This window comes from Caballeronia sp. LZ043, from assembly GCF_031451075.1.
Lineage (GTDB): Bacteria > Pseudomonadota > Gammaproteobacteria > Burkholderiales > Burkholderiaceae > Caballeronia.
In genome coordinates this window covers 988,312-1,003,985 of record NZ_JARUXT010000004.1, presented here as the reverse complement: position 1 = coordinate 1,003,985, position 15,674 = coordinate 988,312, and the positions used below count along the sequence as shown (strand labels likewise).

The window sequence follows — 15,674 nt, the reverse complement described above, 5'->3', positions numbered from 1 at the left end:
CTGAACGGCATATATATAAATCGAGAGACTTGAAGAAGATGGGGCAACATTCTCAAACCCTGGGCCACCTTGAACGCAGCGAAGAAGACAACACCCTGCGGCGCGCCATGGCCGCGCGTCTGGACCGGGCCATGCACAAGGCAAACATCAGTTCCGCAAAAGCCGCCAACTGGCTCGACGTGAGCGAGCACGACGTGCAGTACTGGCGTCGCGGCATCACGGTGCCGCCGCTGGCGGCGTTCAATCGCATCGCCCGCGCGCTCGACCTCGACGTGCACTGGCTGTGCACCGGCCAGAGCCGCCAGGCTCCGGTGCATGCGCAGTCTCAGGCAGTCAACTGAGCGCGCTTTCCCGCCGCATTTTCCGCGTCATCAGGCTTCCGGCGTCATCGCAGGCGCCGCCTGCCCGCGCCCGTGCAGCAGCACGGTGCCGATGCCGCTCGCCGCGATCACGCACATCCCGAACGCCATCCAGCCATCCGGCACCTGGCCGAACAGCAGCCAACTGAAGAACGCCGCGAGCGCCAGCTGGCCATAGGAAAACGGTGTGAGCACGGCCAGCGGCGCGCGCCGTAACGCCTGCAGCATCAGCAACTGGCCGACCGTCGCGAAGGTCGCCATCAAGGCCACCAGCATCCAGCTTCCGGGCCGCACGCGTGCAATCGCCGGCAGCGTCTCCGCCTGATCCATCCAGACGAGCACGCACAACACCAGCGTCGCGACGAACGCCGTGAGGAAGTTGGTGGTGATCGCATCATCGACCCGGGAGAGGTGGCTGGAAATCACCTGGAAGCACGCGAAGGTCGTCGCCGAGCCGATCGGATAGGCGATATTCCAGTTGAACTGGCTGCCGCCCGGACGCACCACCAGCAGCATGCCGATGAAGCCGAGCACGACCATCGCCCATTTGCTGCGCGGGACATGATCCTTCAGCACGAGCGCGGCGAGCAGCGTGGAGATCAGCGGCGCCAGCATGGCGAGCGACGTGGTCACCGGCAGCGGCAGATGCCGCAGGGCCGCGAAGGTACACGCCGAATTGGTCAGCAGCAGCACGGCGCGCACGATCTGCAGCTTCACGCTGCCCGTTCGAAACAGGCCGAACGCGCCACGCCGCACCTGCCAGACGCCCAGCACGACCATCTGGAACAAGTACCGGACCCACAGGAGCGCAAGCAGCGGAACCGCCGTGCCGATCAGCTTCACCGTCGAGTCGCTCGCGGCGAAGGTCGCCGTGGTCAGGATCATGATGGCGATGCCGGCGCCGGTGTTATCGGTATCAATGCGGTAACGCGCCTTGCTCTCCAAGCTTGCCATCGAATGTCCGTGGTTGGTTTGACCGGTTGCCGCGGAACCGCGGATCGTGGAACGGGATTCTGAAGATGAACGGCCTTTCGAGCCTTGCATCATTTTCCAGTCATCGTCAGGGTGCTGCAAGAACGCAGTCATGTCGTGTGCTGTCTTGTTGCGTCACCGTCACGGACTGAAAAAATTAACTAGACGGTTCGGACACAGATGCGATGCGGTTCGATGTCTCATGATGTTTTCGTCATTTTTCAGACTTCGACTAGATCATTCCTAGTGCGCTGTCTCTACGATTCGCTGGATGTCGGATGTCATGCAACCTGTCGACCCTTAACAAAGTTGCTTGGCAAACATCTGGCGTCAGAAGCAGCGATACGGCACGCGGGCCGCGCGTCCCGATCGCACAGGAACTCACCCGTCCCAGTTGTGGAGCACACCATGCAGAAGCGCTTTTCGGTCGCAGCAGCGATCCTGTCCGGAGCGTTCATCGCTCTTTCGTCGACGATCGCACAGGCCGCCGACGGCACCATCACCATCAACGGCGTCATCACCGACACCACTTGCTCGATCAATGGCAAGGCCAGCGGCACGCAGGCCGACATCAGCGTGCTCTTGCCGACCGTGACGGCGGGCTCGCTGGCGTCGGCGGGCACGACGGCCGGCACGTCCAATCTCGGCGACATCAAGCTGACGCTGAGCGGCTGCACGGGCGCTGCGACCAAGGCAGTCGCGCGCTTCGAGAACGGCCCGACGGTGGACCAGGCAAGCGGCAATCTGGTGAACAAGGCCGTGACGACGCCGGCGACCAATGTCCAGGTCCGCCTGCTGAACGTGAACATGCAGCCGATCAACATCCTGACGAACGCGAACAACGACCTGGCCACCAACGGCGCGACGATCGCCAGCGGCGCGGCCACGCTGAACTACTTCGCGCAGTACTACGCGACCGGCAAGGCCGCGGTGGGCAACGTGACGACCTCGGCGCAGTACACGATGACCTATCAGTAACCGCGTCGCGGCAAGCAGGTTCCGGGCGCGCGCGTGGGCGCGCCCGGCATGGGTCAGTCATAGCGTGGTCATTGAAACAGGCACTCGACATGAACAGCAACAGGCGGCTGATCGCAGCGGCCGCATGCCTCGGCATCTGCTTCGCGAGCGTAGCGGGCACGGCGGGCGCGAGCGTGACGATCGGCGGCACGCGGGTCGTCTATCCGCTGGATCAGCGTGAAGTCACGGTCAAGCTGAACAACGACAGCCGCAGCCCTTCGCTGGTCCAGGTGTGGATCGACGACGGCCGGGCCGATGCCGCGCCCGACGACGTCAAGACGCCCTTCGTGATTACTCCGCCGATCTTCCGCATGGACGCGGGCAAGTCGCAGACGCTGCGGGTGATGTACGGCGGCGACGCGCTGCCGCAGGACCACGAATCGGTGTACTGGCTGAACGTGCTCGACGTTCCGCCGAAAGTGCAGCCCAAGGCCGATCAGAACACGCTGCAACTTGCCTACCGGACGCGCATCAAGGTGTTCGTGCGGCCGGTGAAGCTGCCGGGCGTGCCCGAGGATGCGCCGCGCGCGCTGACCTGGAAGATCGTGCCCGCGCCGCAGGGCGGCGGCGACGCGCTCGCCGTCTCGAACCCGACCGCCTACTACGTGTCGTTCAGCGAGATCGGGGTGCAGGCGCAAGGCAAGCACTACAAGAACGAGATGGGCGGCATGGTCGCGCCGCGGGGCACCGAAATCATCGCGGTGCCGAAGATGAGCGGGGTGCATGCCGGCAAGGTCCATTACATGGCGATCAGCGATCTCGGCAGTCCCATCGAGGGCGATGCCGACGCAGCCGATTAGTCATCCTCCGCGCTCCGGCTGAGCGCATCCCCGTCCGTCAACCGGATCGAATCCCGACACACGAGTTCGACGCGCTGCGCTGCGGGCGCGCGGCGGGCGCTCGCGTGCGCGTCGCACTTCGAGCCGACAACCATGGATTTGAAATTCGATGCAGGAGACATGCAGTGTGAAGCGAGGCACCTTGCGCCGGAAGCTTCGTTTGCACGCCCGGTGCGGCGTGTTCACGCTGACGCCGGCGACGGCGCTCGCGCTGTCGTCATTCGCGTCCGCGGCAACGAGTCCGGCGGCGGCGCCGGAGCCGGGCGTCGAGTTCGACACGACTTATCTGCGCGTCGATCCCCAGCGTGTCGATATCGCGCGTCTTGCCCGCAGCAACTATGTGTCGCCGGGCGCGTATCCGGTGGAGGTCTGGATGAACGGCAACCGCGTCCTGCGCGATACGGTGCGCTTCCTCGAGCAGGGCAAGGACGCGAGCGCCGTGCCATGCCTGACGCGCGGCATGCTGGAGCGGGCCGGCGTCGACTTCACGAAGCTGGCCGGCGCACGCGAGACGCAGGCCGACGCGTGTATCGACCTGCGCGCGCTCGTGCCCGAGGCCGCTGTCGATTTCGACTTCGGCGAGCAGAAGCTCACGCTCTCGGTGCCGCAGAAATACATGCGCAACCAGGCGCGCGGCTATGTGCCGCCCGAGCTATGGGACAAGGGCGTGAACGCGGCCTTCGTGAGCTATGGCGCGAACGTCTATCAGACTTCGAACGACGGCGCGCATTCCACCCAGAGCTATCTGGGCCTGAATGCGGGCGTGAATCTCGGCGGCTGGCATCTGCGGCATCAATCGTCGCTGACCTCATCGACCGGTCAGCCGACCCAGTTCGACGACATCGCCACCTACGCCCAGCACGACGTGCCGCGTCTCCAGGCCCAGGTGACGCTGGGCGAGAGCCAGACGACGGGCGACGTGTTCGACAGCGTCGCGTTTCGCGGCGCGCAGATCGCGACCGACGACCGCATGCTGCCGGAGTCGCTGCGCGGCTATGCGCCGGTGGTGCGCGGCATGGCTGCATCGAACGCGCGCGTGACGGTGCGCCAGAACGGCCAGGTGATCTACGAGACGAGCGTGCCGCCCGGACCGTTCGAAGTGCGCGACCTGTACCCGACGGGTTACGGCGGCAATCTGGATGTGACCGTCACGGAAGCCGACGGACGCACCAGGTCGTTCAGCGTGCCTTACGCGGCGGTGGCGCAGTCGCTGCGTCCAGGCACCACGCGCTTCGCGTTCACCGCGGGCCAGTTGCGCGACGACTCGCTGCATTCGCGGCCCACCTTCACGCAGTTCACGCTGCAGCGCGGCCTGACGAATCTCGTCACGGCGTATGGCGGCGCGATTGCGGCGAGCGGCTATATGGCGGCGAACCTCGGCGTCGCGTTGAACACGACGTTGGGCGCGTTCGCCGCCGACGTGACCGCCGCGCGCACGGACATTCCCGGCTCCGGGACGATGAGCGGGCAGAGCATGCACATTGCCTACAGCAAGCTGATCGACTACTCGAACACCAACTTCACGCTCGGTGCGTACCGCTATTCGAGTTCGGGCTATCTGGGTTTCGCCGACGCAGCCCGCGCACGCGACTACGCGATGAACGGCGGCGCCGTGAGCGACCGTCAGCGCGGGCGTCTGCAATTGACGGTCAATCAGCCTCTGAAGAACTACGGCACGGTCTTCGGCACGCTGACCTCGCAGAACTACTGGAATCGTTCGGGACACGACACCTTCTATCAGCTCGGCTACTCGAACAGCTTTCGCTACGGCAGCTACAGCGTGACGGCGGGCCGCACGATTTCGACGGACGGCGAGGCTTCGGACGAGATCATGGTGAGCGTGACGTTGCCGCTCGGACGCTCGCCACATGCGCCGCTAATGAGCGTCAACCTGAACACCGGCGACGACGTCACGAGTCTCCAGGAAAGCGTGAGCGGGTCGGCGGGCGAGGGCAACGAGATGTCCTACAACCTCTACGCCGCGCAGACACGCGCGAATGGCTCGAGCATCAGCGGCAACGGCGGCGCGAGCGGCGTCTATCGCGCGCCGTATGCGCAGATCACGGCCTCCGCCAGCGGCAGCGCGCACACGTCGCAGTTGTCGGCGGGCGTGAGCGGCTCGATCGTCGCGCATCCGGGCGGCGTGACCTTGTCGCAGACGGTCGGCGAGACCTTCGGGATCGTCGAGGCGCCCGGCGCAGAAGGCGCGACGGTGGCGGGCACGCCGGGCACGAAGATCGACGGACGCGGCTATGCGATCGTGCCGTTCCTGACGCCGTACGACATGAACACCATCGACATCGATCCGAAGGGCACGTCGCCGGATGTGGAATTCGAATCGACTTCGGATCAGGCTGCGCCGCATCTCGGCTCCATCGTGATGCTCAAGTACCGCACGATGACGGGCCGCGCGGTGCTGATCCGCGCGCCGCGCATCGACGGCGAGTCGCTGCCGTTCGGCGCGGAAGTATCGGACGGCAAGGGGCAGGTGGTGGGCGTCGTTGCGCAGGACAGCCGCATTTTCGCGCGGGGTGTCGAGGATCAGGGGAGCCTTGTGGTGAGGTGGGGCGAGCAGGCGTCCGAGCAATGCATCGTGAGCTATGCGCTGCCGGCGCGGACGACGCAGAAGAACGCGCTGTATGCGTCGGTGGAGACGCATTGCGTGGATGCGCCTGTGGCGGTGAGCACGGGAACGGATCAGGTGAGCAAATGAAGGATGTGGGAATGGCCCGCGTTCGGTCGAACTGTTTGGCTGGCTTGCTGGCGATCATGTTGCCGATGTTGCACGCGGAAGCCGGGACGCTTACTTATCCCAGCCATGGGATACAGGTACTGAATGTCCCCGCGAGCCTCTCGGTTGGTCGGGACATCCCTGTTGGAACCACGCTGTGGCAGCAGATGAACAACGCAGGTGTCGCGACCAACGACGTGACCTGCCTGGTCCAGAAAGATGTCACGGTAACCGGAACACTCGTGCCAGGCTATACCAACATCTATCAGTCAGGGGTGCAGGGCATTGGCGTACGCTTCTACGTAACCAGTAATTTCTTGGGACAACTCGTGGCGGTGCCGGTGTCCCAATCATTCACGAGTCCTCCCAACAGCTCGATGGAGTACGACGTCCGCGCGGACTACATCGTGACCGGGCCCATCAAGAGCGGGACCACGCTGAACCTGCCCTCCATGCAGATTACGTTTTCCGGCAGCTGTTTCAACACGGTGACCGCCACACAGACGCTGACCGGAAACACGGCCGTAACCGGCAACACCTGCAGCGTCACGACGCCCACGCTGACTTTCCAACTGCCGCGCGCGTTTTCGAAAGACCTCGCGAGCGCCGGGGCGACAACCGGCGACACGGTCGTCCCGCTCGATCTCAATTGCCCGGCGGGCGTCAAGGTCGGCATCACGATCACCGATGCCGTGAATCCCGCGAATCGTTCGTCCACCTTGAGTCTTGCGGCGAATTCTTCGGCGGCGGGCGTCGGCGTGCAGATCCTGAACGGAACAACGGCCGTGTCCTTCGGTCCGGATTCGGCTGCGGCGGGGACGGTCAATCAATGGATTGCGGGGACATCGGCGGGCGGTGCGATGCGCATTCCGCTCACGGCGCGCTATGTCCGCACTTCGAGCACGCTGGTGCCGGGCAGCGTCAACGGCAAGGCCACTTTCACGATGTCGTATCAATGATCCGTTCGAGACATGCAAAGCGTGCAAGGACGTTTCTCCTCATCGCGCTCGCAAGGCGTCTGTGCGCGTCCTGTATGAAGCGCAATCGCAACACGTTCGGTCTGCACGCATTGCTCCTTCCCGCCTGGCAGGCCATCGCGGGCACGCTCACGTTCCCGAACGGGGGCAGCATGCCCTTGCTGAGCTTTCCCGCAAACGTGTCGATCGGACGCGATACCGCAGTCGGCACCAATCTGGCGAGCGTGAGCGGCAATGCGGGCATTGCCACGAGCGGCGTCGACTGCACGATCCAGAAGGACGTCACGGTTAATGGAACGCTCGTGCCCGGTTACACGAACGCGTATCAAAGCGGCGTGCCGGGCCTCGGCGTGCGCTTCTACATCACGAGCAACTTCTCCGGCGGCCTGGCGGAGGCGCCGCTGTCGCAGTCGTTCTCGCGGCCCGATGGCCGCGCCGTTCACGACACCAAGGCCGAGCTCGTAGTCACCGGCCCCCGTCAGCAGCGGCGTCACGAGCAACTTGCCGAGCATGAAGATCAATTTCTCGGGCAGTTGTTTCGCGACGGTCACGGCCACCCAGACCTTGACCGGCTCGACGACGGTCAGCGGCAACCCCTGCCGGCTGCTGACGCTCGCGCTGTACTTCCTGCTGCCCAACGCATTGACGACTGACCTGTGGAGCGAAGGCGACAGCACCGGCGACACGCTGGTCCCGATGGGACTGGACTGCCAGCCGGGCATCAAGGTCTGCATCACGATGACCGACGCCATCGACCCGGGAAACCGCTCCACCGATCTGGCGCTCGCGCCGGGTTCGACGGCAGCGGGCGTGAGCATCGAGATCCTGAACGGCGCGGATCCGATTGCGTTCGGACCGGATTCGCAGGCGGCGGGCACGCTGAATCAGTGGTCGGCGGGCACGTCGGCGCGCTACGTGCGCACGGCCGGCGCGCTGGTGCCCGGCAGCGTTCACGCCAGGGCGACCTTCACCCTGTCGTACCAGTAGCGAACGCACCGGTCTTGGCGGGACATTGTTTCACGCTTGCTCCTTGCCATCATCGTCCGGGCGCCTAAACTTAAAGTAGTTTCTGAACATTATCGAGATGGAGACGTCGATGAGAACCAGACCGCGTGAAGTCGTGCGAATGCTCGCCACGCTCAGGCATTCCGCTCATTGCAGACGGTTGCGGGCGGCATCGGCCGCGCAGGCCGCCCGTGATCTCGCGAACGAGGCGGCATCGGCGGACGCGCCCGAAGACGACGACCAGGCCGATGCCGCCACGGATACCGAAGGACCCCGGTCAGGCATCCATTGATGGGTTCAGACGCGGGCGGCGTTCCGGTACGGTGAAAAGCGCCAGTGTCCGCTGGCGTCCTTCACGGCAATCGCGCCATGTTCGTGCATCAATTCGCCAATGGCCGCGGGTTTGATATCGCCGGTGATGCGGATCACGAGCAGCGTGCGCTGCAGCAGAGCGGCATCGGCTTCCGTCGGCGGCGAAGCCGCGGGCTTCAGCAAGGGCTCGTCAGGCACAAAGCGATTGCGCGCGATCACGCCTTGATGCTCGCCGTGTGCAACATATTCGGCTTCGTCTTCGTCGTGCGCGGGTTGCCATGGCATATCGATATCGACTTCGCCGCGGCGTGCCTGGTAAAGATGAGCGTCGTCGCGTCGCAAGCCCGCAAGCTGCAATGCGCGAAGCGCCTCGTGTCCGTCGCGATAGGAGCCGAACACACCTACTATGACCTGATTCATCGTCGCCCCCTCTGTGGAATCGTCTTTACGCGATCCAAGCCTCGGATGTTGTTGCGCGTTGCTTGAGTTACTCAATCCGGGTAAGCAATCAGCGCTCGTGTAATCCTCATATGATCCGCAGCAACACCCGTTCCCGCATGACAGGTCTGAAAGGTGTCGGCAGTGAAGGGGCCGCGTGCTTTCACCGGGTTGCGACCCCACGGCCGATACCCTAAAGTGACAATGCTTCCTGCCAACATGGCGCGTCTACCGACGCGTTTTCCGCGAGGTCCGAATGATTGCGAAAGCCTGCGCATTGACGATCTTGCTGGTGGTGGCGCGTGCGGCATCGGCGGCGCCGTGCTACAGCGATGGCGATGTCGTGACGCTCGAAGGCACCGCCACGCGGCAGGCGCCGCATGAGGCGGCAGGATCGGCCAAGCCCGCATGGGTGCTGTCGCTGGCGAGTCCGGTATGCGTCCTGAGTGCAGGCGCGGGACAGAATGCCCGACAGCAATCGAATGTATCGGCGGTGCAGATCATCGATGCCACGCCTACCGAGAACGCCCGCATCCAGTTGACGGGCAAGCTCGTCACCGGCAATGTCAGCGGCTACTACGCGGTGCCTACCGCGATCTGGGTGCTCAAGGAGCGCGTGCTGTCGAATCAGTGATGACAGCGCGCTGCATCACCGCATGACGCATGTCGTTGCTTTAGGCGGCTTTCGCATGCGCATGGAAGCGCCAGAAGGCCTCGACCACCACATGCAGCGGCTGTTGATCGAGCCTGCGCTCCTCGGCGAAGCGCATGATGGCGTCCAGCTGCTGGCCTGTGCAACGGAAAGCTGCGCGTCGCGGCGCAGCCTGATTTTTCTTGTACGTGTTCATGGCAATCCTTTTTCCAGGACCTTCCCCCGACAGGGCAGGATCGTTCAACGGGGCGACCCGTGAGCGCGCTGCCTTCTGCCTTCGCATTGAACCCTAGCGGCGGCGCGCCTACCGGCTGTTGCCGCACATAGCCGCCAGGATGTGTTCGTTAGCGCAATGAGCGGGCCTGACCCGTCTGCGATAAAAGCTTTCGGATTGGAATAAATCCTTCGGGTCGTGCGTTCAGCAAGAGGGAAACGCGGAGGACGCACACCGTGAGCGCCGATCACTACGCGCACGAGGAACTCGTGCATATCGGGCGAATGATTGCCGAGCTGGCGCGCGTCGCGACCAGCGGGCGCCGCATGCCGGCGCACCATGCGGTGTTACGTCCGGAATACTGGCGGCGGCGTATCGATGCCTTGATCGACGCCACCGCCAACGAGCCCTTGCGGCGCGATGCCGCCGCATTGCGCGAGCGCCTGGTGAAAGTCTTCGCTGTTTCGACAAGACCGGTCACGGGGGACGGGGCTCAAGCCGCGCGTGAGACCAGCCGGGAAGCATGAAGTGAACAGGCGTACGGCGGCGCGTGCCGTCGTACGCTGCCTATGCGGCTCGAGCCATCAAACGGTCTGCTCGACCGGCGTGAGATCGATCTCGACCTTCTGCGTGCCGCGCAGCACGGCCACCTTCACGGGCTTGTCGATGCGCGACGCATCCAGCGTGCGTTGCAGGCCGTCGACGCTGTCCACGGCGACCCCATCCACTTCGACGATGCGATCGCCCGTCCGCAATCCGCCGATCGCAGCCGGGCTGCCCTTGACGATTTCCATCACATGCACGCCGCTCGCCGACGCCAGCCCGAAGTAACGCTGCACGCGCCGCGAGATGGGCGTGGTCGTGCCCGCCACGCCGATATACGCGCGCCGCACGCGCCCGTGCGCGAAAATCTGCATGATGACCCACTTGGCCGAATCGATCGCCGTGGCGAAGGAAATAGCCTGCGCGCCGGAAATGATCGCCGTATTGACGCCGATCACCTGTCCCGCCGAATTGATGAGCGGTCCGCCTGAATTGCCCGGATTGAGCGCGGCGTCGGTCTGGATCACGTCGTGAATCAGGCGGCCCGAGGTGGAGCGCAACGAGCGCCCGAGCGCGGACACGACACCGGTGGTGACCGTCTGCGCGAGGCCCAGCGGATTGCCCACGGCAATGGCGATCTGCCCGACGCGCAAGCTGCCCGATTCGCCCAGTTGCACATGCGGCAGCGGCTCGGGCGAACCGATGCGCAGCACCGCGAGATCGCTGGCGGGATCGTCGCCGACGAGATCGGCGTCGAAGCGCGTGCCGTCGGCGAGCGTGACGGCGAGTTGCGTGGCGCCGTGTACGACGTGGCTATTGGTCAGCAGATAACCGTCCGGCGTGAAGATGAAACCCGATCCCGTGCCGCCCGCCTGACGGCGCGACCCGCGCGCGTCGGCAAGTTCACGCTCCACCGAGATGAACACAACAGCTTGCTGCACGCGTTCGAGTGCGCCGATCACCGTGCGCGAATAGGCGTCGAGCAGGGCGGTGTCGTCAAGCGGCGCGGCGTGTGTGGATGACGCTGACGACGCGGCGGCGTGCGGCGCGCGCCCGAGGTCATCGATGAATTGTGGCCGGCTTCCCATGTTGGCATGACTCCAGATGTCTGGATGCGGACATGCGGGGCACGCCGGCCGATTTCAAGAGATAGTTGCGTTCGCAAGTAATTGCATCGGACCGAGTGTTTCGACGATGCGCCGCTGGGCGTCGTCGCGTACGAACAGCGAGCCCGCGAAGCCGAGCGCGTTCACCGCCACGCCTTGCACGTCGGGCACGCTGCGCGGCACGGCCAGCATCCAGCGGCGCGTGACCAGCAGGTTGTATGGCGCACTCTGCCGCGCGACGCCTGCAATTTCGACCCGCTCGACGCCGATGGCCTTCAGCAATTGCAGATACACGGTGTGGGCGCGGACGGGATCGTCGTCGGCGAGCCAGGCGGCCGCGTGCCTGAACGCAAGCTGCGGCGCTTGAAAAAGCGCGTCCGTGCGCGCGGCTTCGATGCACGGCTCGATGGGCAGGACGTGGCCGTCGAGCGGCAGCGGCACCAGTTGCAGATGCTTGTGCGGCTGGCTCGAACCGGCGATCGTGCCGCCGTTGTAAAAGCCCAGCGCCTCGAAGCGCGCGAGACACGCGAACAAGGCGGCGAAATCGCTTTCGTCGATCAGCGACTCCTGCGTCTCGAAGTCGTTCGTCACGATGAGCAGATGATGCGCGAGCACGTTGAACTTGTTGAGCAACAGGAAGTGCCGCGCGCCGATATCGCCGACACGCAGCGCCGCCTCGCACGGCGAGAACGGATCGCGCCATGCACTGGCCGATCGGGCCGCGAGCGTCGCTGCTTCCTCCTTGCGTCGAAGGTTCGCCGCCTGCCGGATCAGGAAGCGCACGCCGCCGTCGTCGATCACGCTCTGCGTGGTGTCGAAGGAGCGCAGTGCGCCGCACGCAAGCGCGCGTTCTGTCTGCGTGACAACGTCCTGCCATGAAGGGGCGTCAGGATGCACCAGGTTGCGTGGGTAGGCGGGCATGCGAAACATCGTCGCACAGGCGCGCGCGGCGTGCAGCGTCGAAGAGCGGTCATTTTGATGCGCTAAGATTTGCCACCGGGCACCGGTCGACCCCGTGAAAAGCCACCGAAAGCAACATGAACAAACGACCGTTCACAAACCGAGGAAGAATAAGCCGATGCGCCGAGTGGTCTTCAATCAAAAGGGTGGGGTGGGCAAGTCCACCATCGTCTGCAATCTGGCGGCCATCAGCGCGTCGCGCGGCGTGCGCACGCTCGTCATCGATCTCGATCCGCAAGGCAACGCCAGCCAGTATCTGCTCGGCGCACAGGCCGCCGAGGCCCAGCCGAATCTCGCGAGCTTCTTCGAGTCCGCGCTGAGCTACAGCTTTCGCGAGCCCGCCTTCGAGTCCTTCATTCACCAGACGCCGTTCGAGCATCTCGACATCGTGCCGTCGCACCCGAATCTCGAAGCGCTGCAAGGCAAGCTCGAATCGCGCTACAAGATCTACAAGCTGCGTGACGCGCTCAGGAATCTCGAACACTACGACGCCGTGTACATCGACACGCCGCCCGCGCTCAATTTCTTCACGCGTTCCGCGCTGATCGCGGTGGAGCGCTGCCTGATTCCCTTCGATTGCGACGACTTCTCGCGTCGCGCGCTCTATTCGGTGCTCGATAACGTGCAGGAGATCCGTCACGATCACAACCCGGACCTGAGCGTGGAAGGCATCGTCATCAACCAGTTCCAGCCGCGCGCGAGCCTGCCGCAGCAACTCGTCGATGAACTGCGTGGCGAGGACCTGCCGGTGCTCAACTCACATCTGTCCTCGTCGGTGAAGATTCGCGAGAGCCATCAGCACGCGCGGCCGATGATCTACCTCGAACCGCGTCACAAGCTCGCGCAGGAATATGTGGCCCTGCATGAGGAACTGAACGGCTGAAGCGCCGCCGTCGGTCATGACGGCGCCGGGGAATAAAAGCCGTGCGTGCACGTTCATGCAGAGAACAGGGCGCAATCGTCGCGCCCCATCTTCTCGCTGGATCACGCACATGACTCAGGTTCCCGCCGCGGCCGCATCCGTCACGCACGGTTCTCTTTCCACCGAAAGCCTGTCCGGCATGGTGGCCTTCGTGCGGGCGGCCGAAACCGGCAGCTTCGTGGCGGCGGGCCGCGCGCTGGGGCTGTCGGCGTCGGCGGTGGGCAAGAGCGTGATGCGGCTGGAGGCGAAGCTCGGCGTGCAACTGCTGAACCGCACGACACGGCGCATCGGCCTCACGCACGAAGGCGCCCGCTTCTTCGCGCGCTGCAAGCGCATGCTCGCCGATCTCGAAGACGCCGAGAACGAGTTGTTCCATTCCACTTCCTCGCCGCGCGGACGCCTGCGCATCAGCGCGCCGTCGCTTGGCGGCCGGCTGTTGTTGCCGCTCGTGCCGGAGTTCAGGCGGCGTTATCCGGACATCGAACTGGAGATTGACTTCAGCGACCGTCTGGTCGACGTCACGCAGGAAGGCTATGACGCGGTCATCCGCACCGGGCGTCTCGCCGATTCGCAATTGCTCGCGCGTCCGCTCGCGCAATATGGCCCGGTGATCGTGGCGGCGCCGGCTTATCTTGCGGCACGCGGCGATCCGGCGACACCCGAGGAACTCACGAGCCACGCCTGCATCCGTTTCCGCTCGCCGGCAAGCGGCCGGCCCGAGCCGTGGCGCTTCGCCCGCGGCGATCACAGCTATGCGCTCGATCCTCACGCCATCCTCGCCTTCAACGACATGGAAGCGGTGCTGGCCGCCGGCGTCGCGGGGCTCGGTCTCGCCTGCGTGCCGGATTTCGTCGCGAAGCATGCGCTGGAGGCGGGTCTGTTGCGGACGGTGCTCGGCGCGCACGTGAGCACGGAGGGGACGTTCCAGATCGTGTGGCCGCAGAGCCGTCATGAAGCGCCGCGGCTGCGTGCCTTCATCGATCACGTTGCGGCGCGCCTCGGGGGCTTGCCGTCGCACGGCGCGCGCGTCCGTGCGGCTTGAGCAACGGACGCGGCGCGTCTAGCTGATGACGCGCCGTGCGAGCGGCGTTTCCGGCGTCGGATAGCCGGCCTGCTTGAAGGTCTCGATGATCGCGCGATTGGTGTCGAAGTAGACCTGCCAGTAATCGCTCGTGTTGGTGTAAGGGCGCACGCACAGCAACGGGCCTTCGGGCGTGAACGACAGCACTTCGACGTCCGGCGGCGGCGTCGTCGCGACGTTCGGAATCCGGGCGATGGCTTCCTTCAGCCGCGCAATGGCGTCGAGCGGATCGACGCCGTTCGCGATCTTCGCCGTCAGCTCCACGCGGCGGTGCGGCAGCAGGCTGAAGTTCCAGATCGTGTCGGAGAAGATCTTGTTGTTGCCGATGATGGCCGCGACGTTGTCGGGCGTCGTGATGGTGGTGCCGAACAGGCCGAGTTCGGTGACGGTGCCGGTGACGCCGCCCGCCGTCACGAAATCGCCGACCTTGAAGGGCCGCAGCACCTGCATGAAGATGCCGGCGGCGAAGTGCGCGAGCAGCCCGCCCCACGCCGTGCCGATGGCGAGACCCAGGCCCGCGAGCAGCGCCGCGAACGAGGTGGTCTGGACGCCGAAGATCTGCAGGATCGCGAGGACCAGCAGCAGGTTGAGAATGACGCCGACGATGGAACCGAGGTAATGGGCGAGCGTCGGATCGACGCGGCCGTTGCGCGCCAGCAGCTTGCGCATGCCGCCGGTGACGAGACTGATGAGCCAGCGTCCGATGATCCACAGCGCGATGGCGCCGACGACCATGATCGCCAGATCGACGCCACGCGTCATGATGAAAACACGTACCGTCTCGAGGTTCATTTTGTTGTTCTCGCGTGGCGCTTCGTGGTAGGAACGCGGATTCGCGGGTGGCAGGCCGCGTGGCACACGAGTTATAGATGACACTCCGAGTCATGGCAAGAGTTACTCTTGCTGTTGATTTAATCGGAAGAATTGACCTTTTTGGCGAAACAATCAAGTCCATTCCGTTTCGGCGGCATCCGGATCGCGCAGGGTCAGACCAGAGGCGGGCAAGGGCAGCGCCGTCTTGTAGCGCACCTGTTTCAGCGCAAAGCTGGAGCGGATGTTCGACACGCCCGGCAGCGTGGTCAGGCGCTCCAGGATGAAGCGCTCCAGCGCGGCGATGTCCGGCAGCACCACGCGCAGCAGATAGTCCGCGTCGCCCGTCATCAGATAGCACTCCATCACCTCGGGACGTTCGCTGATCGCGTGCTCGAAGTGCGCCAGTGCGTCCTTGACCTGCTTCTCCAGGCTCACCTGGATGAACACGTTGATCGACAGGCCGAGTGCCTCCGGATCGAGCAGCGTGACGTGCTGGCGGAACAGGCCGGCCTTCTCCAGCGCGCGCACGCGGTTGAAGCAGGGCGTAGCCGAGAGATTCACCGCCCGCGCCAGCTCGGCATTGGTGATGCGCGCGTTGTGCTGCAACTGGTTGAGGATGCCGATGTCGATGCGGTCGAGGCGTTGCCGGGTCGTCGTGCTCATGGTCGAGAAATTCCGGTTTCGGGCGGTTTGAAAGAATAAATACACTATCGCAAAGCGCAGAAACAGCCAA

19 protein-coding genes are annotated in these 15,674 nt (G+C 64.7%); 12 read left to right on the top strand and 7 right to left on the bottom strand.

Annotated elements, in window-relative coordinates:
* Nucleotides 1–38: 38 nt before the first annotated feature.
* Complete coding sequence (locus QCE64_RS32165) at nucleotides 39–341, top strand: helix-turn-helix domain-containing protein (RefSeq protein WP_309927536.1); 303 nt, start codon at nucleotides 39–41, stop codon at nucleotides 339–341.
* A 30-nt stretch (nucleotides 342–371) separates the two neighbouring features.
* On the opposite strand, the gene QCE64_RS32160 is transcribed toward QCE64_RS32165, so the two are convergent.
* Nucleotides 372–1,313: a DMT family transporter gene (locus QCE64_RS32160; protein WP_309926679.1), complete on the bottom strand. Its 942-nt coding sequence runs from the start codon at nucleotides 1,311–1,313 to the stop codon at nucleotides 372–374.
* A gap of 426 nt (nucleotides 1,314–1,739) precedes the next feature.
* Here QCE64_RS32160 and QCE64_RS32155 point away from each other — a divergent pair, with 426 nt between their 5' ends.
* The 7 genes from QCE64_RS32155 (at nucleotide 1,740) to QCE64_RS32125 (ending at nucleotide 8,192) form a co-directional block, all read left to right on the top strand.
* Nucleotides 1,740–2,309, top strand: a complete 570-nt coding sequence (locus QCE64_RS32155) for a fimbrial protein (protein WP_309926675.1) — start codon at nucleotides 1,740–1,742, stop codon at nucleotides 2,307–2,309.
* A gap of 89 nt (nucleotides 2,310–2,398) precedes the next feature.
* Entirely contained in the window at nucleotides 2,399–3,148 is a 750-nt protein-coding gene (locus QCE64_RS32150; RefSeq protein ID WP_310008203.1) for a fimbria/pilus periplasmic chaperone, read from the top strand.
* A gap of 199 nt (nucleotides 3,149–3,347) precedes the next feature.
* Nucleotides 3,348–5,900 carry a fimbria/pilus outer membrane usher protein gene (locus tag QCE64_RS32145; protein ID WP_310008201.1) on the top strand — a complete coding sequence of 851 codons (2,553 nt, stop codon included), beginning with the start codon at nucleotides 3,348–3,350 and terminating at the stop codon, nucleotides 5,898–5,900.
* The gene (locus QCE64_RS32140; RefSeq protein WP_309926666.1) at nucleotides 5,897–6,877 is read left to right on the top strand and encodes a fimbrial protein; all 981 of its coding nucleotides are present in this window, start codon (nucleotides 5,897–5,899) and stop codon (nucleotides 6,875–6,877) included. Before QCE64_RS32145 ends, QCE64_RS32140 begins: the two co-directional genes overlap by 4 nt.
* Nucleotides 6,878–6,951: 74 nt before the next feature.
* Nucleotides 6,952–7,548, top strand: a complete 597-nt coding sequence (locus tag QCE64_RS32135; RefSeq protein WP_309926664.1) for a hypothetical protein — start codon at nucleotides 6,952–6,954, stop codon at nucleotides 7,546–7,548.
* Nucleotides 7,538–7,882 (top strand): fimbrial protein, encoded by a 345-nt coding sequence (locus QCE64_RS32130; RefSeq protein ID WP_310008200.1) that lies wholly within the window; start codon nucleotides 7,538–7,540, stop codon nucleotides 7,880–7,882. The genes QCE64_RS32135 and QCE64_RS32130 overlap by 11 nt, the downstream gene beginning before the upstream one ends.
* Before the next feature lie 109 nt (nucleotides 7,883–7,991).
* The gene (locus QCE64_RS32125) at nucleotides 7,992–8,192 is read left to right on the top strand and encodes a hypothetical protein (protein ID WP_309926660.1); all 201 of its coding nucleotides are present in this window, start codon (nucleotides 7,992–7,994) and stop codon (nucleotides 8,190–8,192) included.
* A 5-nt stretch (nucleotides 8,193–8,197) separates the two neighbouring features.
* On the opposite strand, the gene QCE64_RS32120 is transcribed toward QCE64_RS32125, so the two are convergent.
* Nucleotides 8,198–8,632, bottom strand: coding sequence for a hypothetical protein (locus tag QCE64_RS32120; RefSeq protein WP_310008198.1), 435 nt, complete (start codon nucleotides 8,630–8,632; stop codon nucleotides 8,198–8,200).
* A gap of 274 nt (nucleotides 8,633–8,906) precedes the next feature.
* On the opposite strand from QCE64_RS32120, the gene QCE64_RS32115 reads away from it, so the two are divergent.
* Nucleotides 8,907–9,284, top strand: coding sequence for a hypothetical protein (locus QCE64_RS32115; protein ID WP_309926656.1), 378 nt, complete (start codon nucleotides 8,907–8,909; stop codon nucleotides 9,282–9,284).
* A 40-nt stretch (nucleotides 9,285–9,324) separates the two neighbouring features.
* Here QCE64_RS32115 and QCE64_RS32110 read toward each other — a convergent pair whose 3' ends face one another.
* Nucleotides 9,325–9,546: a hypothetical protein gene (locus tag QCE64_RS32110; RefSeq protein WP_309926653.1), complete on the bottom strand. Its 222-nt coding sequence runs from the start codon at nucleotides 9,544–9,546 to the stop codon at nucleotides 9,325–9,327.
* 206 nt (nucleotides 9,547–9,752) lie between these two features.
* Between QCE64_RS32110 and QCE64_RS32105 the strand changes: the two genes are divergently transcribed.
* Nucleotides 9,753–10,043 (top strand): hypothetical protein, encoded by a 291-nt coding sequence (locus QCE64_RS32105; RefSeq protein WP_310008196.1) that lies wholly within the window; start codon nucleotides 9,753–9,755, stop codon nucleotides 10,041–10,043.
* A gap of 57 nt (nucleotides 10,044–10,100) precedes the next feature.
* Here QCE64_RS32105 and QCE64_RS32100 read toward each other — a convergent pair whose 3' ends face one another.
* Complete coding sequence (locus QCE64_RS32100; RefSeq protein WP_310008194.1) at nucleotides 10,101–11,147, bottom strand: trypsin-like peptidase domain-containing protein; 1,047 nt, start codon at nucleotides 11,145–11,147, stop codon at nucleotides 10,101–10,103.
* A 54-nt stretch (nucleotides 11,148–11,201) separates the two neighbouring features.
* Complete coding sequence (locus tag QCE64_RS32095; RefSeq protein WP_310008192.1) at nucleotides 11,202–12,086, bottom strand: phosphorylase; 885 nt, start codon at nucleotides 12,084–12,086, stop codon at nucleotides 11,202–11,204.
* 157 nt (nucleotides 12,087–12,243) lie between these two features.
* Between QCE64_RS32095 and QCE64_RS32090 the strand changes: the two genes are divergently transcribed.
* Nucleotides 12,244–13,008, top strand: a complete 765-nt coding sequence (locus QCE64_RS32090; RefSeq protein ID WP_309934985.1) for a ParA family protein — start codon at nucleotides 12,244–12,246, stop codon at nucleotides 13,006–13,008.
* A 178-nt stretch (nucleotides 13,009–13,186) separates the two neighbouring features.
* Nucleotides 13,187–14,089 carry a LysR family transcriptional regulator gene (locus QCE64_RS32085; protein ID WP_310008629.1) on the top strand — a complete coding sequence of 301 codons (903 nt, stop codon included), beginning with the start codon at nucleotides 13,187–13,189 and terminating at the stop codon, nucleotides 14,087–14,089.
* A gap of 18 nt (nucleotides 14,090–14,107) precedes the next feature.
* Here QCE64_RS32085 and QCE64_RS32080 read toward each other — a convergent pair whose 3' ends face one another.
* Together QCE64_RS32080 and QCE64_RS32075 are read right to left on the bottom strand one after the other, a co-directional pair.
* Nucleotides 14,108–14,920, bottom strand: a complete 813-nt coding sequence (locus QCE64_RS32080; RefSeq protein WP_309926641.1) for a mechanosensitive ion channel family protein — start codon at nucleotides 14,918–14,920, stop codon at nucleotides 14,108–14,110.
* Nucleotides 14,921–15,073: 153 nt separating this feature from the next.
* A complete protein-coding gene (locus QCE64_RS32075) occupies nucleotides 15,074–15,604 on the bottom strand; it encodes an Lrp/AsnC family transcriptional regulator (RefSeq protein WP_310008190.1) in 531 nt (176 codons plus the stop codon).
* Nucleotides 15,605–15,674 lie beyond the last annotated feature (70 nt).